The sequence below is a fragment of the uncultured Veillonella sp. genome, assembly GCF_934190855.1.
Taxonomy (GTDB): domain Bacteria; phylum Bacillota; class Negativicutes; order Veillonellales; family Veillonellaceae; genus Veillonella.
The window spans coordinates 1-22298 of sequence record NZ_CAKPTN010000001.1; the positions used below are offsets into that span (position 1 = coordinate 1).

Below are 22298 nucleotides of genomic sequence, written 5' to 3' on the forward strand. Positions count from 1 at the left end.
CCTCAATTCCAAGGTGCTTAATTTTAGTAACTAGTTATACTTAAGAAAAAACTTAATTATATAACTCAAATGAAAGGTTATCCTGTATGGGATAGCCTTTTTAGTTTGCCATAAATTTATTTCTATAGTGAAAGCTAACAAACCTCATATTACTAGATATGTATTTTGTGTTATACTTTCATATAGAATAATATCGAATTAAGAGAAGGCTAGTCGCATATTATGTTCGGACTAGAGATTAAAATGAAAGATAACTCAGTATTACCTATAGAGGAACAATTAAATAGATTTCTGCAACCCAAATGTTTAATCCCTGGTGGTCTAGGATTGTGGGAGGTTTATTTCCGCAAGATTTGCACGGCTTGGGGCGAGATTGATGGTGAAATCCGACCACAGCATATCATATTCTCCGCCGATAATGGTTGTAATATGGAAGGCTATGTAGGGTATAATTACGAGGTGACGCAGAAACAATCCCGTAATATGCTCTTAGGTCGTTCATCGGCAACGCAATTTTGTAATTTTAACAACATTCCCTATGAGGTCGTCGATGTAGGTATTGCCTCAGATGACGGCATCGGTGTGGATCGCAAAGTAGCGAAAGGGACAAAGAATATATTAACTCATCCTGCTATGACTGAGGATGAGTTTAATAGTGCCTTTCAAGCAGGCTATGAAAGAGTACAACATTATGTAGAGCAAGGGATAAATCTATTTTCCTTTGGTGAAATGGGGCTGGGAAATACGACGACCTCTGCTTGTGTGTTGTCTGCATTGACTGGAGCTAATCCCACTAAAACTGTAGGTCCTGGTTCTTGGCCAGATAAACCAGATTTGATGAAGCGTAAAATTGACTTTGTCCGTTCTGTATTAGATACACATAAGGATAGTATTGTTGCTGAAAGTGAACCTGACAGAGTTTGTAGAATTGTAGCCCATGTAGGGGGCTTTGATATTGCTGCTATTCTTGGGGCTATGCTAGCTTGTGTAGATTTTAAAAAGCCTTTTGTTATTGATGGTTTTATTACCGCTGTAGCAGCAGCTTGTGCAGTACGCATGAACGCGCGCATTACAGACTATGCATTGCCGTCACATCATTCCCGCGAAAAAGGTACAGAGCTGGCATTGGCTGAGGTGGGGATTACACAAGATATGGTACCTATTCAAGCCCAAATGTCGATGGGGGAAGGTACAGGGGCTATTTTGATGGTACAAATGCTCAAAACTACTCAGCATATGTTTGTACATGTAGGTACCTTTGCAGATTTGATGAAATTATAAGGAGGAAGAATGGAAATAAATAAATACTTTAATATACATTTTGAGCGAGCTGATGATGCAACTATCTCTAAAAGGTTGATAGGTGGGGCTAAGATCAAGGGACCTGCGTTGGTTATCCTGATCCTCTCCATATTTATCGCCTCTATTGGGTTGAATATGAATAGTACGGCAGTTGTTATTGGTGCTATGCTTATATCGCCGTTGATGGGACCTATTTTAGCAATTGGCTTTGGCTTCGCTACGCTTAATTTTACAGTTGCGAAGAGTGGTATTTTAAGATTGTCCGTACAGATTATGATTGCTGTTTTGGCATCTGCTTTATATTTTTATATTTCCCCCGTTCAGACGGCTACATCTGAACTATTAGCGCGTACAGAACCGAATATTTTTGATGTATTCATTGCTATATTTGGTGGGTTAGCTGGGATTATTGGGCAAACGCGTAAGACCTTAGATAATGTTATACCAGGGGTTGCGATTGCAACTGCACTTATGCCACCACTATGTACGGCAGGATATGGACTTGCTAGTGGAAATTGGACCTATTTCTTTGGGGCTAGTTATTTATTCTTTATAAATGCATTCTTTATCTTCTTTGCAGCTTTTATTGTTTTAAAGGGTGTATATCGGTTGCCATTCCATGAACAAGCCGAAGAGCGTATTCGTCGTAATCAGCTAATATTTCTTGTGATTGGTCTTATTATGGCTATACCAAGTATTTATGCAGGCTATGATATGACCATCAAGTATTCCGAGTCAAATCATCTAGAGCAGTTTATTAAGAATGATATTAATCAAGACGGACGTCGACAAGTGATTGATTATTCATTGGATCGGACGAATAAGCTAGTAGACATAGTAGCTATAGGCGCTCCTGTGACTTCAGAGGAGCGAGCCCAGTTGGATGACAAATTACAGAAGGATGATTACTTGCAGCCTTATACATTACGATTTGTTACTAGCGTAGATGAGAAAAAATCTACTACGGATAAGGTGAACTCGAATAAATCTTCAGAGAATCTTGAAAAATATAAAAACTTGAGTAATCTGTACCAGCCGACTTATGAACTAGTAAGTGAAACTATAAATACTATGAAAACGACAGAAGCTGAAGCAAAGGCGTTATTCCCGTTTGTAAGCAAAGTGGAAGGCATGCCTTTGATAGATAATTTAGAACAGCCTAAAGCGAATCGCTATATGGTGATTATCCATACCACGTCCACTGTATCTGATGCAGATTTGGAACGAATAAAAGCTTGGTTAGAGGCTAAATTATCAGCACCTGTAACTATTTCTGTGGAGCAAACAACGTCAACTTTATAATTGAATCTTTTGATTTTGATTAGATTGTTTATTATATAGAGCGATATGTATAACGGTACTAAGTTTGATTGTACCTATTAGGTATATTACCTAGTAGTACGGGGAATCATCTTAGTACCGTTTTTATGTACTTAGCATAGCTAAATGTAATTACTCTTATCTTGCTATAGATTAAGGTTATATTAATTGATGTATAAAATCTATTATACGAGTGGGAATTAAATTGTTATACTTACTACATCGAAATTATTGAATAACTAATTGTAGATAGGTGATAAGAATATATAGCTTTTAAAATATCTACGAATGTTGTATACGTATGAGTCCTCGTCAGAGATGTAGGCTTTCATCTTAGATAGGAGGATTACATGAAAAAATGGTTAGCATTAGCAGCGACGGCCGTATTGGGCGCGTCCTTATTAATTAGTGGTTGTGGTTCTTCCACAAACAACGCAAGCTCCAGCGGTGCTGGTAGCTCTAAAGCAGAGGTATTAAAAGTAGCAGCAAACCCAGTACCTCATGCTGAAATTTTGAATCAAATTAAGCCATTATTGGCTAAAGAAGGTGTAGATCTTCAAGTTATTGAGTTTACAGATTATATCCAACCAAACATGGCATTGTCTAGTAAAGAAGTCGATGCAAACTTTTTCGCTAATGTGCCTTACCAAAATAACTTCAATAAAGATCATGGTACAAACTTCGTAAGCTTTGCACCAGTTCACATTGAACCATTGGCGATTTACTCTCAAAAAATTAAAGATTTGAAAGACTTGCCAAATGGCGCAAAAGTAGCAATTCCTTCCGACCCAACAAACAGTGCTCGTGCACTTCTCTTGTTGCAAAGTGCAGGTCTTGTAACGTTGAAAGACCCAACTGGTTTGACTAATACTCCATTTGATGTGACTAGCAACCCTAAAAACATCCAAATTACTGAGTTAGAAGCAGCTCAAATTCCTCGTTCTATCCAAGACTTAGATGCAGCTGTCATCAATGCTAACTATGCATTGCCAGCAGGTCTTAACCCTACAAAAGATGGCTTATTCGTAGAAAAAGCTGACTCTCCATATGCAAATCTTCTTTCCGTTAACCCTGGTGATGAAAACAAACCAGCTATCCAAAAATTAGCTAAAGCATTACAATCTCCAGAAGTTAAGAAATTCATCGAAGAACACTACAAAGGGGCCATCATCCCAGCGTTCTAATCAAATGAATGGTTAATAACATAAATTGAAGCGTTAATAACATAGTATATTTCACAAAACATCTCCTCAGATTAACTCTCTAATACAAAAAAGACGTAACACCATTTGGTGTTACGTCTTTTTGTTATTACTTGATTGGTGCATTACGCATCAATTGGTTTTGCATATTTTTTTCTGTACGAATGAGGGGTTTCTGTAGTAGCCATTTTAAAGATCTTACAGAAGTAACTCGTTCTGTTATATCCCAAGGTTTTACTGATTTGATTGACTGTTAATTGGGAATAGACCAACAATTTTTTTGCTTCTTGCATACGAAGTAGTGTTATATACTGCACTACTGAAAGTCCTGTATCATCCTTAAAAATCTTAGAGAAATAGGACTCGCTTAAATGAATATGTTCCGAAATCCGCCTGAGCGACACTCGTTTGCTCAGGTTTTTTTCTATGTATAATATAGCTTTCCTGATTTCTGGACGATTAATAGGCTGCTCTGACTCGACAAAGTCTGGTAATTGTTCATATGGTAGTTCTTCCGCCACTGAATCGTTGAATGGGAAGTAATGTTCCACTAAGATTCGTAATACCTTTGTAGCACTGTAAATTTGTTCTGCTGTAAGAACGGGTAATGCCTGATATAATGCGCGAAGCTTAGTGTCTTCGTGCCAATCTGTCTGAGTAGGTAAAATCGGCTTAATCGTAGTATCCTCTGTTTTCGTTTGCCCTGCCATGATAAAGCCTAAGATGGCTCCCTCTTTCATAACGGGAACGGAAAAATCTATGAGCCCCATGTGACAGCGATAAGGGCAAGAGGATAGCTCTTTTGTCGCATCGAGTCCTCCATATAGATCACATTGATTGCAGCGCTTAGCATAGGTTGGGTTTCGTCTTACTACCTTGCAGAAAGGGGAAAAGTTATATTCTTGAGATAACACTTTTCCACGATTATTGACGAAAATAGCTGCAATTTTTGTTATGTTTGTGAAATCTCGCATGATTTCGTTGATAAGTTTAGTATCTTCCCGAGTACAAATCATAGTGAAATCTCCAATCACAAATGTGCTAAGAGGTCTAGTAAGCTCACCGCTATAATCGCTTTACTTGCTCTCTATTTAGTGGGCTTGCTCATAAACCTAAGAAAAGAGAAAAGTGACATGCCACTTGAAATTCATATACTTATAACTCTACGTTATTACTAATACATATTCTCCTATATATGTATAAGTATAACAGGATTGTGGCATTTTTGTAATAGAAAAATCGTATTTTACGAATACACATAAAAAAGTTGTATTACAGAATTTTTATAATAAAGGTAGAAAAACCCTTATATTACATATATTTAGAAAGGATTGAGCCCAATGGACAGTGACTGAATAGCAAGGCATGCTCTATAAAATTATATGGTGTACAGGGAATATCGTTGCATATATATGAAAAATAAATGAAACGATAAAAAGCGATATAAGGCGACTTAAAACAATATCAGGAGATATAGCATAACATACAGCAACATACATTCCTGTACAAAGATACTTTCATTACACGTATGGAGGGTATTATGGCGACAACATGTGGATTAACTGAATTTGTAGGGACTAGCAAAACTGGTGATACTATAGGTCTCGTAATTGCTAATGTAGATCAACAAGTATTAGATGCGATGCAATTGAAGAAAAAATATCGTTCTATCGGTATTTTAGGTGCACGTACTGGTGCAGGTCCTCATATTATGGCAGCTGACGAAGCAGTAAAAGCGACAAATACTGAAATCGTTAGCATTGAATTACCTCGTGATACTAAAGGTGGCGCAGGTCACGGTTCTCTTATCATCTTTGGTGGTGATGATGTATCCGATGTAAAACGCGCTATTGAAGTGGCATTAGCTGAAGTGGAACGCACCTTTGGCGATGTATACGCAAACGATGCTGGTCATCTTGAGTTGCAATATACAGCACGTGCTAGCCATGCAGTAAATGCAGCATTTGGTGCTCCTGAAGGTAAAGCATTTGGCCTTATTGTAGGTGCTCCTGCAGCTATTGGTGTAGTGATGGCCGATGTAGCTGTTAAATCTGCTAACGTTGATGTAATTGGTTATGCATCTCCTTCTGCAGGCACAAGCAATTCTAACGAAGTTATCTTACAGATTTCTGGCGATTCTGGGGCTGTACGACAAGCGGTTATTTCTGCTCGTGAAGTAGGTAAAAAATTACTAGGTACGATGGGTGACGAACCAGTGAACGGAGCCCCTTCCTATATCTAATCTGAAAGGATGGTATGCCCTATGAAATCAAAACGTTTTGAAGTCTTAAGTCAACGTCCTGTTAATCAGGATGGTTATGTAAAGGAATGGGTAGAGGAAGGTTTTATAGCTATGGAATCTCCCCAAGATCCAAAGCCTAGTCTCAAAATCGAAGGCGGCCGCATCGTTGAACTCGATGGTAAACGCCGTGAAGATTTTGACCTTATCGATACATTTATTGCAAATTATGGTATTGTTCTCGACGGTGCTCCACAAGCGATGGCAATGGATTCAAAAGACATTGCTAATATGATGCTTACCCCTTCAGTACCTCGTGAAGAGATCGTTAAGATTTGTAAATCTATTACTCCCGCAAAAATGCTAGAAGTTGTTTGCTCCATGAACGTTGTTGAGATGATGCAATGTATGCAAAAAATGCGTGCTCGTCGCACAATGGCTAACCAAGCTCATGTAACAAACGTAAATGACAATCCAGTACAAATCGCTGCGGATGCTGCAGAAGGTGCACTTCGTGGGTTTGCGGAAGAAGAAACAACAGTAGCCGTTGCTCGTTATGCACCACTTAATGCGATTAGCTTACTCGTAGGCTCTCAATGTGGTCGACCAGGCGTATTGACTCAATGCTCCTTGGAAGAAGCAACAGAATTAGAACTTGGTATGCGCGGTTTCACAGCTTATGCAGAAACCATTTCCGTATATGGTACAGAAGACGTATTTACCGATGGTGATGACACACCTTGGTCTAAAGGCTTCTTAGCATCTGCTTATGCATCTCGTGGTCTTAAAATGCGCTTTACTTCTGGTACAGGCTCTGAAGTACAAATGGGCCAAGCAGAAGGTAAATCCATGTTGTACCTTGAAATCCGCTGCCTATACATTACAAAAGGCGCTGGTGTACAAGGTATTCAAAATGGCTCTGTAAGCTGTATCGGCATTCCAGCAGCCGTACCTTCTGGTATCCGCGCTGTATTGGCAGAAAACCTTGTAGCAGCCATGCTCGACCTAGAATGTGCATCTAGTAATGACCAAACATTTAGTCATTCTGACTTGCGTAGAACAGCACGTACATTGATGCAATTTGCACCTGGTACTGACTTCATCTGCTCCGGTTATAGCTCTACACCAAACTATGACAACATGTTTGCTGGTTCTAACTGGGATGCAGAGGACTATGATGATTGGACAGTTATCCAACGTGACCTCAAGGTAAATGGCGGTCTTATTCCTGCTCGCGAAGAAGAAGTTGTAGCGGTTCGTAATAAAGCGGCTCGTGCATTACAAGCTTTATTCAAAGCATTAGGCTTGCCTCCAATTACAGATCAAGAGGTAGAGGCTGCTACGTATGCTAATGGCTCTAAAGATATGCCTCCTCGCGATAAGGTTGCAGATATTAAAGCAGCTCAAGACTTGTTAAACCGCGGTGTTACAGGCGTTGACTTCGTAAAAGGCTTAGCTAAAGAAGGTCACCCTGATGTAGCACAAAGTGTTTTGAATTTATTGAAACAAAAAATCTCCGGCGATTACTTACAAACATCGGCCATCTTTGATCGTGATTTCAACGTTATCTCCGCGATTAACAATAGAAATGACTATCAAGGTGTTGGCACAGGGTATCGTGTGGAAGGTGAAGATTGGGAACGTATTAAAGATATTCCAAACGCCATTGATCCACGGGATATATAAGGAGGTGTCATGATGGCTGAAATTAACAGAGATGTATTACGCTCTATTATCCTAGACGTTTTACAAGAAATGGGCGGTGTTCATGAGGCGCCACAATTCAAGACTAATGTTGGTGAAAGTGCAGCACCTAGACATGAAGACCCAACTGGTGACGATAGCTGGCTACAAACTGGTGGCCCTGCACAACCTGGCACTAGCGCAGATGAAGTAGTGATTGCCGTTGGTCCTGCCTTTGGTCGCAGTCAACGACAAACTATCGTTGGTGTACCGCATCAAGAGGTAATTCGTCAATTAGTAGCTGGTATCGAAGAAGAAGGCCTTAAAGCTCGTGTGATCCGCGTATACCGTTCCTCTGACGTAGCGGCTGTAGCCGTTGAAGGTGATTCTATTTCTGGATCCGGTGTATGTATCGGCATTCAATCTAAAGGTACAACCTTGATTCACCAACGGGATTTACAACCACTTTCAAACTTGGAATTATTCCCTCAAGCACCGCTATTAACAGCTGAAACATACCGCGCTATCGGTAAAAATGCTGCTAAATACGCTAAGGGCGAATCCCCAACACCAGTACCAACATTGAACGATCAAATGGCTCGTCCAAAATACCAAGCATTGTCTGCGTTGCTTCACATCAAAGAAACGAAGCATGTAGTCAAAGGTAAGCCAGCTGATGAAGTTCGCGTCACTGTATAAGGAGGTTTACTATGGCTAACGAATTAGAAGCCTTAATTCGGCAGATCGTATCTGAAATAGAAGGGGCGAAAGGCAGTACAACACAATACTCTACGCCTCATACACCATCTACAACAAATACAGTAGATAGAGTGGTTACAATCGAAGATTATCCGATTGCTAAAAAACATCCAGAATGGATTGACCTAGGTCAAGGCCGTGACTTGAGCCATATTACGATGGAAAATGTTATGGCAGGTCACATTACAATGGATGATTTGAAAATTTCTCCATCTATTTTGAAAGCTCAAGGTCAAATCGCTAAGGCTGGCGGTCGCGATCAAATTGAACTTAACTTCTCCCGCGCTGCAGAAATGACAAAAGTTAGCGATAAACGCTTACTTGAAATGTATAATGCACTTCGTCCATATCGTTCTTCTAAACAAGAACTCTTAGACATTGCTAGCGAACTCGATGGTCTAGGTGCTCCAATTTGTGCAAACTTTGTACGAGAAGCTGCAGAAAACTATGAACGTCGTAAAAAGCTGAAAGGTGATAATTAACCTATAGGAGATGTCATTATGAAACGAATTGTTGGCATCGATATTGGAAACTCGACAACAGAAGCAGCCTTGGCCGAAGTGCATAGCAATGGTGAGGTAAAGTTTCTATCCTCTGCTATCGCTAGTACTACAGGTATTAAAGGGACTCGCGAAAATATCGTAGGCCTCATGGATGCCCTCAAGTCGCTAATCAGGTCTGCTAATCTTACACTACGAGATATTGACTTAGTTCGTATTAATGAGGCTACACCAGTTATCGGTGATGTAGCTATGGAGACCATTACGGAAACCATTATTACGGAATCTACCATGATAGGGCACAACCCTAAAACACCGGGCGGGTTAGGCCTTGGTGTAGGGTATACCGTTCCTATTGAGCAATTAATCGATAAGCCACAAGGTCAACCATACATCGTGGTGGCTCCAAAGATTATCGACTTTGAATTGATAGCACAGCTGATTAATGCATATTGCAAACGAGGTTATGATATTCGAGCTGCTATCCTTCAAGCCGATGATGGGGTGCTCGTCAACAATCGATTGGATCATAAAATTCCTATCGTAGACGAGGTTGCATATATCGATAAAATCCCAATGGGCATGCTTTCTGCTGTAGAGGTTGTAGAACCGGGGCAAGTGGTATCACAATTATCAAATCCGTATGGTATTGCCACTGTATTTGAGCTTTCACCAGAGGAAACAAAAAACATTGTACCTATTGCAAGAGCCCTCATCGGGAACCGTTCTGCGGTAGTTATCAAAACACCTGCAGGGGATGTTAAAGAACGGGTAATACCAGCTGGTTCCATTATAGTAATGGGAAACGGTAGAACTGTATCTGTTGACGTATCAGCAGGGGCAGAGCGAATCATGGAAACTCTCGAATCTGTTCATCCTATCGACGATATTAGTGGTGAAGCAGGTACGAACGTAGGGGGAATGCTGGAAAAGGTGCGCCTCACTATGGCTCAATTAACGAATAAATCACCTCAAGATGTATTCATCCAAGACTTACTGGCTGTAGATGTATCGGTTCCTATTAATGTAAAAGGCGGTCTTGCAGGCGAATTCTCTATGGAACAAGCTGTAGGTATCGCGTCTATGGTTAAATCGGACCATCTACAAATGGAAATCATCGCTAAACAGGTGGAAAAAGAATTGGGTATACCTGTTGAAATCGGTGGTGAAGAGGCTGAATCGGCAATCTTAGGTGCGTTGACAACGCCAGGGACTGCAAAACCAATGGCTATACTCGACTTAGGTGCGGGCTCTACTGATGCATCTATCATCAATCAAGAAGGAAAAATTAAGGCTATTCATCTAGCTGGGGCGGGAAACATGGTAACAATGCTCATCAACTCCGAACTTGGGTTAGAGGATATGCATATTGCAGAGGCCATTAAGCGAGATCCATTGGCTCAAGTACTCAGCGTATATCATATTCGTCATGAAGATGGAACGGTGCAGTTCTTTAATGAACCGCTATCGGCTGCATTGTTTGGTCGCGTTGTTATCGTTACTCCTGATGGACTCGTTCCCGTAGAGCGAGATATTCCTCTTGAAACGATTAAGCGTGTGCGCCAAACTGCAAAGAAACGAGTATTTGTTACTAATTCACTCCGTGCCTTAGCATCTGTCAGTCCTACTCATAATGTACGAGATATACCATTCGTCGTTATTGTAGGTGGCTCTGCATTAGACTTTGAGATTCCTCAGCTCGTAACAGATGAGTTATCTCAATACGCCTTAGTAGCAGGGCGAGGCAATATTCGAGGTGTTGAAGGGGCGCGTAATGCGGTAGCAACAGGACTTGTCCTCTCCTATGTAGGGAAGGGAGGCCAATGATGGATCAAAGTATCATCAGCAAGCCAACCATCTTGCTCTATACGACATCGCATATCGGTGAGGATGTATTAAAACCTGTTCTATATGGCATTGAAGAGGAAGGGCTACCCGTAGTAATTGAGGCTCATAGTGGTACTCACATGGATTTGGCTGATTTAGCATCTCGAAACTCGGCTTTGTCAGTCGGTATTGGCGTTGATGAACAAGCGATTGTGTTAACTTATAAAAACATACCAGCTCATCAATTTATTTATCGACTTACGGGCTATGCTCAATATCCAGATAGCTTGCGCACCTTAGGTGTCAATGCAGCTCGCCTTGTAAAAGGCAATCCATTCGCTTTTGACGAACGATTGGAAGTGGCCTTTTAAATAGAATGAACGTGAGAGGTGGTGCATATGGCTATTTATACGAAAACCGGTGATGCAGGTACAACGGCTCTTTTTGATGGCACTAGAGTACCTAAGAATTCACTTCGTGTGGACACATATGGAACCTTTGATGAATTAAATGCACAGGTTAGTGTGTGTGAGAAATTAGTCGTCTCACAGGAGAATAAACATGTGCTTCACACATTACAACATCAGCTATTCCGCTTATGTGCGGAGGTAGCAACGCCTCATGTAGAACATCTTAGTGAAAGTAGCAACTTGATTTCACAACAAGATATTAGCGACTTGGAACGTATGATCGATGACTATACGAAGCGATTACCACAACAACATAGCTTTATATTAAGCGGTAATTATTTATCTGCTGCAGAGCTTCATGTGGCGCGTACTATCTGTCGTCGAGGGGAACGATTACTCATTAGTTTAGGTGAAGTAGAACCAATTCGCGATGAGGTTCGAAAATTTATAAATCGATTATCTGATGCTCTTTATATCATGGCTCGCATGGAAGACTATGTGCAATTTGTAGAAACAATTGTAGAGCGCGTAGCAGAACGTGTTAAGAACAGTCATGCTGAAGTACTGGCAAAAACGAATCGGAGCTTATGGCATATGGGGCATACTACTGAAAATGGAGTTAGTTATATGGCAACTAGAACAAAGCTAGAAGAAATTATGACGAAACTTTCACAAGCAGCCTTGGACTATGCTCAGTCCATAGGCGTACCTATCGTTGTATCCATTGTGGATACAAAAGGTGTATTAATGTATTTCCATCGTATGTCAGATGCATTGCTCATCAGCAACGATATCGCACAGGCAAAGGCGTATACTGCAGTAGCTCTCAAAGCGGCAACTCATGAAGTACATCAAAGTGCACAGCCTGATGGCGATCTATTCAACATTGAATCCATGGTAAATCGTAAAATCTGCACCTTTGGTGGCGGTTATCCTATCATCATCGACGGGGAAATTGTCGGTGGGTTCGGCATTAGCGGTGGTACTGTGGCAGAAGATATGGACATTGCATCTCATGCATTACAATCTTTGTTAACTCGATGAGGTGAAAACAATGGACGTAACGCAAATGTATATTAGTGAGTTTGTTGGTACAGCCGTTTTACTTGCATTTGGTAACAGTACAAATGCATCGATTTTATTAAAGAAAACTATCGTTGGTATCTTTGGTACTAACTGGTTACACATTATTTTTGGATGGGCTTTTGCGGTAACCTTCGGTGTGTATGTAGGAATTACACTAGGTGGACCTGGTCATTTGAACCCTGCCGTTACCTTTGCTCTCGCTGTAGCAGGTATCTTCCCATGGGAACAAGTAATTCCAATGTCTATCGCTCAAATTGCCGGCGCTTTTGTTGGTGCTACTATCGCAGCGGTATTTTATTATCCGCACTTCAAGGAGACCGGTCCTGATGAAGGTAACTGCGTAGGTATCTTTGCAACTGGTCCAGCTATTGATCATAAACCTTGCAATTTGATTTCTGAAATCATTGCTACCTTTATGCTCATTCTAGCAATCCTTTGCTTAGGCAAGATGGTAGATGGTTTAGCTCCAGTGGTTATCGGTATTCTCATTGCATCCATCGGTATGTCCTTTGGTGCAACTACAGGTTATGCATTAAATCCAGCTCGTGACTTTGGACCTCGTTTGGCATATACTATTTTGCCAATTCCTAACAAGGGAACGGCAAATTGGCAATATGCTTGGGTCCCAATCGTTGGTCCGTTGATTGGGGCAGGCTTAGCTGTAGTATTCTTCAAATTAGTGGCACCTTAAGAGAAAACTGTACTGAACGACTAGTATTTACAGTCCTTTGCCACTAAATGAAACACATAATTTGTATTAGGAGGAGATTATATGGCCTTTCAAGAGGTAATTGATGCAAAACAACGCATCATTCAAGAATTTGTACCCGGAAAGCAGGTTACGATAGCCCATGTTATTGCTAATCCTAAGCCCGATTTATTTAGAAAAATGGGGCTTGAAGAAAAAGGACGCAATGCCATTGGGATTCTTACCATAACACCTGGCGAAGGGACCATTATTGCAGCCGATATTGCAAGTAAGTCTGGTGACATTGAAATCGGTTTCATCGACAGATTTTCGGGGGCACTTCTCATAACAGGAGATGTATCTGCTGTTGAATCGGCATTGCAGAGCGTTATTGAAGGATTGCAACGCATATTAGGATTCTTCCCAACGGATTTAACTAGATCCTAATGAAAGGGTAATTATGAGTACCGAACAGAAAGAAAAACGCATCCTTCTCGTAGGGCGCAGCGGATGTGGTAAGACCACATTGGCAGATACGATTACTCATGGCTCTGCAACGTATCACAAAACACAAGCCATAACTCGTGTGGGCAATTTTATTGATACCCCTGGAGAATATATGGAAAATCCTAATTACTATCGAGGCATTATCTTGCACGCCTATGATGCGGATATAGTGATTTTCATGATTCCTGCAGGCGATGAAACAACCATATTCCCACCAAGCTTTGGGAATTCGTTAAATCGCAAGGTTATTGGTGTTGTATCAAAAGTTGATACGGGAAAAGATGTGGAGGCACCTCGTCGCAATCTAAAATTAGCGGGAGCCTCTGAGATTTTTGAAATATCCGTTCACGATCAAGCATCGTTGAAACGTTTATGTGACTACATATATAGTTAGTTGAAAGAAGGTTTTTCCATGGACAGAGGTTTTGAAGAACAACTCAACCAATTTATTTTAAACAAGGCGATCATTCCAAAAAGCTTAGGTCTATGGGAGCGATATTTCAAAAAAATGTGTCTCGCTTGGCAAGAAATTCGGCCTGAGATTCATGTACAACATATCATCTTTTCTGCAGATAACGGAATCTCCGTAGACGGACTAATCGGTTATAACTATGAAATCACTCGTAAACAGTCTCAAAACATGATTGATGGTAAAAGTGCAGTTGCCAATTACTGTATCTTTAACCATATTCCTTACGAAGTGGTAGATGTTGGTATTGCGTGTCCTAAAGGCATCGGGATAGACCGAAAAGTTAGTCAAGGTACGAAAAATATTTTACATGGTGCCGCTATGAGCGGCGAAGAATTTGATTTAGCATACCAAGCTGGTTACAACCGCGTTGTGTACTATGCGGAATCAGGAATTAATCTATTTTCCTTCGGTGAAATGGGCGTTGGTAATACTACCACATCAGCAGCCGTGTTAAGCGGGCTCACAAAATTAGACCCACGCATAACTGTAGGACCTGGATCTGGTCCCGATGACGAAGCGTATATGAATCAAAAACGTGAATTTGTACAGACTGCACTGGCTCATCATAAAGGGCATCTCAATACACCAAAGGATGTTATTAGTCGCGTTGGTGGCTTTGATATAGCCGCAATTACAGGTGCGATGGTAGCTTGTACAGATTTACATATCCCATTCGTTATTGATGGGTATATTACAGCGGTAGCGATGGCTTGTGCCACTCAAATGAATGGTGATGCGCCATTGTATGGCATTCCATCTCATTATTCTCGTGAAGTAGGAATGGCCGCAGCATTAGCGTATGCAAATATACGTCTTGATGAAGTTCCTATCCATGGTCAGATGGCATTGGGGGAAGGTACAGGAGCTGTACTGATGGTACAACTACTTAAAACTGCACATTTTGCCTTTATGAATATAGGGACTATGGTGGAATTATTAGAAAAATAAATTTGTAATCTTTGTACTATGTTTTGTAAAAGGAGAGAAAACAGATGACACAAGAAGCATTAGGTATGGTGGAAACTAAGGGCCTAGTAGGCGCTATTGAAGCAGCTGATGCAATGCTTAAAGCAGCTAATGTGGAACTAGTGGGCAATGAAAAAATTGGCTCTGGTCTCGTTACTGTTATGGTTCGCGGTGATGTAGGTGCTGTAAAAGCTGCCGTAGATGCAGGTGCAGCCGCTGCAGAACGCGTAGGTGTTGTTATCTCTACTCATGTAATTCCAAGACCACATAGAGATGTGGAAGGTATTTTACCAACAAAGGGTGAATAACTATGGCCGATACTAAAAGTATGGTAGATGAGATTTTAAAACGCGTATTGATGCGTATTGACGGCGCTAATTTAGGAAATATAACTGCTGGTGCAGCAAGTAAGGTATCTTCTAATAGTAGCTCGTCAGCTGTACGTACCTCTAATGCAGCTCAACTACAAATATCTGTAATTACTGAACACGTAGGTAGCACTACTACAGGTGATACAGTAGGTCTCGTTATTGCCAATGTAGACAGTCAAGTATTAGAAGCTATGAAGCTCACTAAGTCATATCGATCTATCGGTATCTTAGGTTCACGTACAGGTGCAGGACCGCAAATCATGGCCGCTGATGAAGCTGTAAAAGCAACGAATACAGAGATTGTTAGCATTGAATTCGCCAGAGATATGAAAGGTGGTGCCGGTTCTGGTTCCCTCATTATATTCGGCGGCGATGACGTATCCGATGTAAGACGTTCTGTAGAGGTAGCATTACGTGAATTAGAACGTACTTTCGGGGAAGTATATATGAATGAAGCAGGTCATGTGGAAGTTCAATATACAGCGCGCGCAGGAGAAGCATTAGTGACTGCCTTTGGAACACCAGAAGGTAAAGCCTTTGGCTTGATCGTTGGAGCCCCAGCAGCTATTGGTGTAGTTATGGCAGATACAGCAGTTAAATCAGCTAATGTAGATGTGGTAGGCTATCAATCACCATCGAGCTCATCTATGTCTAACGAAGTAATTTTACAAATTTGTGGCGATTCAGGGGCTGTTAAACAAGCCGTTAAGGTAGCTAGAGAAGTAGGGATTACATTACTTAGTACAATGGGTAGTACAACTGAAAATATAGGTGAGTCCTATATAATCTAATGTGTTGATCATTGGATTGTATACTTAAATAACTGTAATCGTCATGATGGAATAGATGATACTTTCACAATGTGAATAGGAGGATTCATAATGGCAGAACTAAATGAACAAATGTTACGGGCTATCATTATGGACATAATGGATGAAGTAGGAATGCTCAAAGAGGAACCTGCTCAAGTTCAACCAAAAGAAGAACCAAAAGCAGATCTAAAATCAGAGCCTCAAGAGCCAGAGTTAAAAGATTTGATTCGTCAAATGTTAGTAGATATGCAACGTAGCTAGCATTATAGGAATGCATGAATCCAGAGAGCGAATCATCCAAGTATTAGACGGGAGGTGGCATGGTGAAAGAGTCGCTAGGATTGCTTGAGGTGGCTGGGTTATTGGGGGCTATTACCGCATCAGATGCAATGGTTAAGGCTGCCAATGTAAGGCTAGTAGGCATTGAAAAGGCTAAAGGCTCTGGGTGGATGACTGTTAAAGTAGCTGGCGATGTAGCCGCTGTAGATGCAGCCGTTCAAACAGGCGTTGCTATCACTACGGGAATGAATCTATATGTAGCGCATAAGGTAATTCCTCGTCCAGCAGAAGGCCTTGTAGAAGCTTTCAATGAGGACTTTAAAGAACAGCCAGCTAAGCTATCTGTTGAAATAGAGCCAGTAAAAGAAGTAGTTAAAGAAGAACCTAACAAAGACGGTAACGACGATGTTAAACATGGTTCTAAGGAAAATGGTAAAGCCGAGAATGAAGAAAAGAAGTCTTCTCTCGATGAAAAAGCTGTAAAGGTGTTGAATGAAATCGTTTCTACCATTGTTGATCCGAAGGATTCCAAGAAGGCAGTAACGAAAAAAGCTACACCGAAAAAAAGCACTAAAAAGAAATAATGTAAAGGTAAGAAGCAATAAAGGAGATTATCATGAATAACGCATTAGGCATGGTAGAAACAAAAGGTTTAGTAGGCGCAATTGAAGCGGCTGATGCAATGGTAAAAGCAGCTAACGTTACATTAGAAGGTACTGAAAAAATTGGTTCCGGTCTTGTAACTGTAATGGTTCGCGGTGATGTTGGCGCTGTAAAAGCGGCGGTTGATGCAGGCTGTGCAGCAGCACAAAAAGTTGGCGAAGTAGTATCTACTCATGTAATTCCACGCCCTCATAGCGACGTAGAATTAATCCTACCTAAGAAAGGATAATAGCTTATGGATCGGGAACAGATTCGTGCTATCGTACGAGAAGTGATCGAAGCCATGTTCGAATCGTCCATTCCCGTAGGTGTGAGCAATAGACATGTCCATCTATGTCAGGCGGACTGGGATGTATTATTCCCGAATCAGGCTATTACTAAGAAAAGTGACTTAAAGCAAACTGGAGAGTTTGCTTCAGAACAAACCGTTACCTTAGTGGGGCCTAAAGGGGTCATTCAAAATGTCCGCGTACTAGGCCCTCTTAGAAAACAGTCACAAGTGGAGGTATCGTTGACCGATGCTCGTACATTAGGCATAAAGCCTCCTATTGTGCTATCTGGTCATTTAGAATCAGCCGTAGAGATTACTCTATGTACTGAAAACGGGGAGATCACGAAACCTATTTGTATCGCTGCAAAACGACATATTCATATGTCGCCGGATGATGCAAAACGGCTTAATGTAAACGATGGCGATAGCGTTAATGTTGAACTTCAAACGCTAGAACGCACCACTGTGTTTGGTGATGTCATCGTTCGGGCCGTACCTGGTTTTGTCCTAGAACTTCACATTGATACAGATGAGGCAAATGCTGCCAATGTACAAGGTACAGTGATGGCGAGAATTGTACAGTAAAGTAGGTGATATGATGAAAGGTTTGAAAAAGGCAAATAATACATTGCAAGAGTTCTCTGATCTTGTAGAGTCTAAACAAGTGAGCTCTCATAATCAAAAGAATTTGCGTGTAGGCATTGACCTTGGCACATCATCTATTGTCCTATCCGTAGTAAACGATAAAGGCAAACCTATATATGGCGCCTTTGAATACAATGAGTCTATTCGAGATGGCCTTGTAGTTGACTATGTGGGGGCTGTTACAATTACGCGAGCGTTAAAGGCTAAGGCAGAAGCAGCCTTAGGCACAGAACTTGTATATGCCGCAGCAGCTGTTCCACCTGGAACGATAGGCAAGAATAAAGATGTTGTAGGTCACGTTCTAGAAAGCGCCGGTTTTGAAGTGACTTGTATTCTAGACGAACCTACCGCTGCTGCTAATGTGCTAGGCATTACCGATGGCGCTGTTATCGACGTCGGTGGTGGTACTACAGGCATAAGCATTTTGAAGGATGGCCGAGTTGTATATACCGTAGATGAGCCGACAGGGGGTACCCATATGAACCTTGTTATTAGCGGGGCTTATGGTATCTCTATTCCTGAGGCAGAGGCTTATAAACGGAATGAAGCAAACAAACGCGATGTATATGCAACCATACGGCCCGTAGTTGAAAAAATGGCAGCCATTTCTAAGCGCGCGTTGCAAGAGGGTGGTTATGAAAAAGGAACCCCTATAGTAGTTGTGGGCGGTGCTTCTAATTTTGAGGAGTTTACAAAGACTTTTAGTCAATATATAGGATTACCTGTTCATAAGCCTCTATATCCTGAATTTGTAACGCCCTTAGGGATTGCCATGGGAAGTGAGCCTTAATATGGATGCATTAGTTAAACTGGTGCTAGAACGCCTAGAAAAGCGCATGACATCCACTGCAACCTTTATGGTCACGGAGAACACTAGTTATGATGAGCATATATTGTTGCAGAATCAACTCATTTCTTTTACTGGTATAGATTATGGTCATATACGAGAGTTAATGAGCGATACATTGGTGCCTTGGATAGCCTGTTTGCACCGTGCATTGGCCTATGACTGCGAGGTAACAATACGCCTAGCAGTTCCGGTGACCTCGTTGATGAATCCATCAGTCATTCTAGACTGGCCTATCAAATTTCTAGATAAATTTGGTCGTCCTATATATGCCAGCCATCAAGGTTGGATAACGGCCTCTTTTATAAGATCTTGTGAAAGTCAGTCTGTTATCGTCATATATAGGGGACAACGGTTTACCATGGCTGCTCGAGATGAAATTGAGCGCTTACATATCACAATAATTGAAGGGAACGAGAAGTATGCAAGTCGGTAAAGTAGTGGGTAGTATCGTATCTACTCAAAAGCATGAATCTCTAAAGGGAATGAAACTGATGATGGTGGACATTCTCGATGGAGAACAAGAGTTGACGGGGCGCATAGAAATCGCCGTCGATACAGTATGTGCTGGTGAAGGTGAATATGTGCTTCTAACTCGAGGCTCATCGGCACGGCATATTTTCGAAGATGATAAAGGCACCGCAGTAGATTGCGCTATTGTGGGTATTATTGATAGTTTTGAAAAATAATTGTATAGGAAATAGCTGGTGCCAGAGTTAAACCTAGTTATTGTGTCACATCATGAATGTATCCTTGATTGTGTACACCGTTAGTTGACATGGTCATTGCATCAGCAATGCAACCTATATGGAGGTTCATGATGGAAAACAATACACAGTTGAAAGAAATGATCCGCTCCATGGTTATAGATGTATTACAGGGGCAAAAGCAAGAAGCAGCCTCATCACAACCTTTTAAACAAGCGCCTAGAGGTCAAGTTGAACCAGGTGTATTTGATACTGTTGATGAGGCTATTCGAGCAGCAAAAGCAGCGCAAGCGCGCTTTGAAGATTGCACCTTGGCAACCCGTGAAAAGGTAATAGCAGATATCCGTGCTGCTATGCGCCCACGAGTACAAGAGTTGGCTCAAAAAACTGTTGAAGAAACAGGAATGGGTCGCGTTGCAGATAAAGTATTGAAATTAAACCTTACACTCGATAAAACACCGGGTGTAGAAGATCTCGTTACAGAGTGTGAAACTGGTGACAACGGCATGACATTATATGAATTGTCTGCCTATGGTGTCATCGGTGCTATTACACCAAGTACAAATCCAGCAGAAACGTTGATATGTAATACAATCGGTATGCTAGCAGCAGGGAATGCCGTATTCTTTAGTGTGCATCCTGGTGCTAAGCATCTAAGTCGGTTGCTAGTTAGTGAACTTAACCAAATCATCGCTAAGTCGATTGGCATTGAAAACCTAATCGTCACACTTCGTGAGCCATCTATTGAGTCTGCTCAAGAGATGATGTTGCACCCAGATGTGAGTCTATTAGTTGTTACTGGTGGTCCTGGTGTAGTAAAACAAGCGCTTCAAAGTGGTAAAAAGGTTATTGGTGCTGGTGCTGGTAATCCACCAGCCTTTGTAGATGAAACGGCAGATATTAAAAAGGCAGCTCAAGATATCGTCCTCGGTGCTAGCCTCGATAATAATATTCTATGTATCGCTGAAAAGAGCGTCGTTGCTATGCGCCAAATTGAGACACAACTAGTTCAAGAAATGGTGAAAGCAGGATGTGTCCTCGTTGATAATCAACAAGATATTCAACGACTCGTAGATTTAACAGTGTTACCGAATGGGACACCAAATAAAAAGTTTGTCGGTAAGAATGCAAGCGTCATTCTTGGTGCGGCACATATCCCGTACAACGGTGATCCACGATTGATCATCATGCGTACACCAAAAGACCATCCATTTGCAGTGATTGAAATGTTAATGCCTATTCTACCGGTTGTAACGGTAGATAGCTTTGATGAAGGTCTCGATGTATGCTTGATGTTAGAAGCGGGCTTACATCATACGGCAACCATGCATTCTTTGAATATGGAACGCCTCAATCGGATGGCCCGTAAGATGAAAACATCTATTTTTGTTAAGAATGGTCCATCCTATGCAGGGCTTGGTTTTAGTGGTGAAGGTACGACAACCTTTACAATTGCTACACCTACTGGGGAATCTACTACATCAGCGCGCTGCTTTGCACGTCGTCGTAGATGTTGCTTAACAACAGGATTTAATATTCGATAGGTGGTGAGCATATGAATAAATGGACTTTTCCAACCCAAATTTATGCAGGACCAGATTCGTTGAATCGTCTTACAGAATTTAATAATGAATCCATCCTTATCATATGTGATCCATTTTTGAAGGATTCACCAAGCCTTACCTATGTGATGGGATTAATGGACAGTAAAAATAAGGTAACCATCTATACTGATGTAGTACCTGACCCACCCATAACTCATGTAGTAAAAGGTATTGAATTTATGGAAGGTATTAAGCCCTCCGTCATCATTGCCATAGGTGGTGGCTCTTGCATTGATATGAGCAAAGGGATTGCTTATTTTGGTCGTAAATTAAAGCATATGGATATCAAATCCTTTATTGCAGTTCCTACTACTAGCGGCACAGGATCTGAAGTAACCTCTTTTGCTGTTCTTACTGATAGCGAAACACAAATTAAGTATCCTCTTGTAGATGATGCGGTATTACCTGATGAAGCTTTATTAACGCCATTATTTGTAAAAACATCTCCACCTAATGTTACTGCTTTTAGTGGTATGGATGTACTTGTTCACGCTCTTGAAGCCTATGTGGCAACGGCGGCAAATAATTTTACTGATGCATTGGCTCAACAGGCGATTGAGCTTGTCTTTGGGTACTTACCAAAATGTCATAAACCAACAGCTACAGAGCATGACCGCATGTCTATGCACGAAGCATCATGTCTAGCAGGGCTTTCCTTTAATCGGGCTGGCTTAGGTATTGTTCATGCTATGGCACATCAATTGGGCGGACAATTCCATGTGCCTCATGGTTTAGCAAATAGTATGCTCTTACCATATGTAATCGGCTTTAACTGCTCCCGCAATCCGGCGGTAGCGGAGAAGTATGCCCGTTTATCTGCTAAACTTGGCTTTGCAACCCATAATGCATCAGAGGCGGATAAATTAGCTGCTCTTATAGAGGCTATAGTTACATTGCAACATACATTAAATTGTCCAATGAATCTGACAGCCTTTGGTGTAGATAAAGCTGTATCGGAATCTAAGCTCGACCTTATGGCAGATAGAGCACTAGAAGATATGTGCTATAGATTCAATCCATATCCTGCTAACCATGATGACTTGATTAGCTTATATAAAAAAGTGCTGTAAATCCATATAAAACCGATATTAACATAATGTTTTGAAAAGAGACTTTGATGATTTCATTGAAGTCTTTT

At 41.2% G+C, this 22298-nt stretch carries 26 protein-coding genes; 25 read left to right on the top strand and 1 reads right to left on the bottom strand.

From position 1 onward, the window contains the following. The first annotated feature begins 243 nt into the window (after window positions 1-243). The 3 genes from Q0F90_RS00005 (at window position 244) to Q0F90_RS00015 (ending at window position 3806) form a co-directional block, all read left to right on the top strand. Entirely contained in the window at window positions 244-1281 is a 1038-nt protein-coding gene (locus Q0F90_RS00005; RefSeq protein WP_296001775.1) for a nicotinate-nucleotide--dimethylbenzimidazole phosphoribosyltransferase, read from the top strand. A gap of 9 nt (window positions 1282-1290) precedes the next feature. Continuing rightward, window positions 1291-2604, top strand: a complete 1314-nt coding sequence (locus tag Q0F90_RS00010; RefSeq protein WP_367113383.1) for a DUF389 domain-containing protein — start codon at window positions 1291-1293, stop codon at window positions 2602-2604. A 368-nt stretch (window positions 2605-2972) separates the two neighbouring features. Beyond that, window positions 2973-3806 (top strand): MetQ/NlpA family ABC transporter substrate-binding protein, encoded by an 834-nt coding sequence (locus Q0F90_RS00015; protein WP_105098123.1) that lies wholly within the window; start codon window positions 2973-2975, stop codon window positions 3804-3806. A gap of 143 nt (window positions 3807-3949) precedes the next feature. Here the strand turns inward: Q0F90_RS00015 and Q0F90_RS00020 are convergent, their stop codons facing one another. Next, on the bottom strand, window positions 3950-4840 hold the full coding sequence (locus Q0F90_RS00020) for a PocR ligand-binding domain-containing protein (RefSeq protein WP_296001784.1): 891 nt from the start codon (window positions 4838-4840) through the stop codon (window positions 3950-3952). A gap of 512 nt (window positions 4841-5352) precedes the next feature. Here Q0F90_RS00020 and pduB (Q0F90_RS00025) point away from each other — a divergent pair. The 22 genes from pduB (Q0F90_RS00025) to Q0F90_RS00130 all read left to right on the top strand — a co-directional run bounded on the left by pduB (Q0F90_RS00025) (window position 5353) and on the right by Q0F90_RS00130 (window position 22230). Then, on the top strand, window positions 5353-6066 hold the full coding sequence (gene pduB, locus Q0F90_RS00025; RefSeq protein WP_296001786.1) for a propanediol utilization microcompartment protein PduB: 714 nt from the start codon (window positions 5353-5355) through the stop codon (window positions 6064-6066). Window positions 6067-6087: 21 nt separating this feature from the next. Further along, entirely contained in the window at window positions 6088-7749 is a 1662-nt protein-coding gene (locus Q0F90_RS00030) for a propanediol/glycerol family dehydratase large subunit (RefSeq protein WP_296001791.1), read from the top strand. 9 nt (window positions 7750-7758) lie between these two features. After that, window positions 7759-8445, top strand: a complete 687-nt coding sequence (locus Q0F90_RS00035) for a propanediol/glycerol family dehydratase medium subunit (RefSeq protein ID WP_296001793.1) — start codon at window positions 7759-7761, stop codon at window positions 8443-8445. An 11-nt stretch (window positions 8446-8456) separates the two neighbouring features. Further along, window positions 8457-8987 carry a diol dehydratase small subunit gene (locus Q0F90_RS00040; protein ID WP_105098113.1) on the top strand — a complete coding sequence of 177 codons (531 nt, stop codon included), beginning with the start codon at window positions 8457-8459 and terminating at the stop codon, window positions 8985-8987. An 18-nt stretch (window positions 8988-9005) separates the two neighbouring features. Next, window positions 9006-10832, top strand: coding sequence for a diol dehydratase reactivase subunit alpha (locus tag Q0F90_RS00045; protein ID WP_296001798.1), 1827 nt, complete (start codon window positions 9006-9008; stop codon window positions 10830-10832). Then, window positions 10829-11203 (top strand): glycerol dehydratase reactivase beta/small subunit family protein, encoded by a 375-nt coding sequence (locus Q0F90_RS00050; protein ID WP_008602331.1) that lies wholly within the window; start codon window positions 10829-10831, stop codon window positions 11201-11203. The genes Q0F90_RS00045 and Q0F90_RS00050 overlap by 4 nt, the downstream gene beginning before the upstream one ends. Before the next feature lie 27 nt (window positions 11204-11230). Then, the gene (locus Q0F90_RS00055; protein ID WP_296001802.1) at window positions 11231-12286 is read left to right on the top strand and encodes a cob(I)yrinic acid a,c-diamide adenosyltransferase; all 1056 of its coding nucleotides are present in this window, start codon (window positions 11231-11233) and stop codon (window positions 12284-12286) included. A gap of 10 nt (window positions 12287-12296) precedes the next feature. After that, window positions 12297-13019 carry an MIP/aquaporin family protein gene (locus tag Q0F90_RS00060; RefSeq protein WP_296001804.1) on the top strand — a complete coding sequence of 241 codons (723 nt, stop codon included), beginning with the start codon at window positions 12297-12299 and terminating at the stop codon, window positions 13017-13019. A gap of 81 nt (window positions 13020-13100) precedes the next feature. Beyond that, window positions 13101-13463 (top strand): ethanolamine utilization microcompartment protein EutS, encoded by a 363-nt coding sequence (gene eutS, locus Q0F90_RS00065; protein ID WP_008602338.1) that lies wholly within the window; start codon window positions 13101-13103, stop codon window positions 13461-13463. 13 nt (window positions 13464-13476) lie between these two features. Next, window positions 13477-13917: a EutP/PduV family microcompartment system protein gene (locus tag Q0F90_RS00070; RefSeq protein ID WP_296001807.1), complete on the top strand. Its 441-nt coding sequence runs from the start codon at window positions 13477-13479 to the stop codon at window positions 13915-13917. An 18-nt stretch (window positions 13918-13935) separates the two neighbouring features. Next, window positions 13936-14943 carry a nicotinate-nucleotide--dimethylbenzimidazole phosphoribosyltransferase gene (locus tag Q0F90_RS00075; RefSeq protein WP_296001809.1) on the top strand — a complete coding sequence of 336 codons (1008 nt, stop codon included), beginning with the start codon at window positions 13936-13938 and terminating at the stop codon, window positions 14941-14943. 44 nt (window positions 14944-14987) lie between these two features. Next, entirely contained in the window at window positions 14988-15269 is a 282-nt protein-coding gene (gene pduA, locus Q0F90_RS00080) for a propanediol utilization microcompartment protein PduA (protein WP_059364808.1), read from the top strand. A gap of 2 nt (window positions 15270-15271) precedes the next feature. After that, on the top strand, window positions 15272-16123 hold the full coding sequence (pduB, locus tag Q0F90_RS00085; protein ID WP_296001813.1) for a propanediol utilization microcompartment protein PduB: 852 nt from the start codon (window positions 15272-15274) through the stop codon (window positions 16121-16123). 90 nt (window positions 16124-16213) lie between these two features. Then, entirely contained in the window at window positions 16214-16405 is a 192-nt protein-coding gene (locus Q0F90_RS00090) for a hypothetical protein (RefSeq protein ID WP_105098105.1), read from the top strand. A gap of 59 nt (window positions 16406-16464) precedes the next feature. Continuing rightward, entirely contained in the window at window positions 16465-17007 is a 543-nt protein-coding gene (locus Q0F90_RS00095) for a BMC domain-containing protein (protein ID WP_296001817.1), read from the top strand. Window positions 17008-17039: 32 nt separating this feature from the next. After that, window positions 17040-17315 (top strand): propanediol utilization microcompartment protein PduA, encoded by a 276-nt coding sequence (pduA, locus tag Q0F90_RS00100; protein WP_005385294.1) that lies wholly within the window; start codon window positions 17040-17042, stop codon window positions 17313-17315. Between the two features lie 6 nt (window positions 17316-17321). After that, entirely contained in the window at window positions 17322-17942 is a 621-nt protein-coding gene (gene pduL, locus Q0F90_RS00105) for a phosphate propanoyltransferase (protein WP_296001820.1), read from the top strand. Between the two features lie 10 nt (window positions 17943-17952). Then, on the top strand, window positions 17953-18792 hold the full coding sequence (gene eutJ, locus Q0F90_RS00110) for an ethanolamine utilization protein EutJ (RefSeq protein ID WP_274204193.1): 840 nt from the start codon (window positions 17953-17955) through the stop codon (window positions 18790-18792). Beyond that, the gene (gene pduM / locus Q0F90_RS00115; protein ID WP_296001824.1) at window positions 18782-19285 is read left to right on the top strand and encodes a PduM family microcompartment protein; all 504 of its coding nucleotides are present in this window, start codon (window positions 18782-18784) and stop codon (window positions 19283-19285) included. Before eutJ ends, pduM begins: the two co-directional genes overlap by 11 nt. Beyond that, the gene (locus Q0F90_RS00120; protein ID WP_024066335.1) at window positions 19272-19538 is read left to right on the top strand and encodes a EutN/CcmL family microcompartment protein; all 267 of its coding nucleotides are present in this window, start codon (window positions 19272-19274) and stop codon (window positions 19536-19538) included. Before pduM ends, Q0F90_RS00120 begins: the two co-directional genes overlap by 14 nt. Window positions 19539-19666: 128 nt before the next feature. After that, window positions 19667-21100 carry an aldehyde dehydrogenase family protein gene (locus Q0F90_RS00125; RefSeq protein ID WP_296001827.1) on the top strand — a complete coding sequence of 478 codons (1434 nt, stop codon included), beginning with the start codon at window positions 19667-19669 and terminating at the stop codon, window positions 21098-21100. A gap of 11 nt (window positions 21101-21111) precedes the next feature. Next, complete coding sequence (locus Q0F90_RS00130) at window positions 21112-22230, top strand: 1-propanol dehydrogenase PduQ (RefSeq protein WP_296001830.1); 1119 nt, start codon at window positions 21112-21114, stop codon at window positions 22228-22230. Window positions 22231-22298 lie beyond the last annotated feature (68 nt).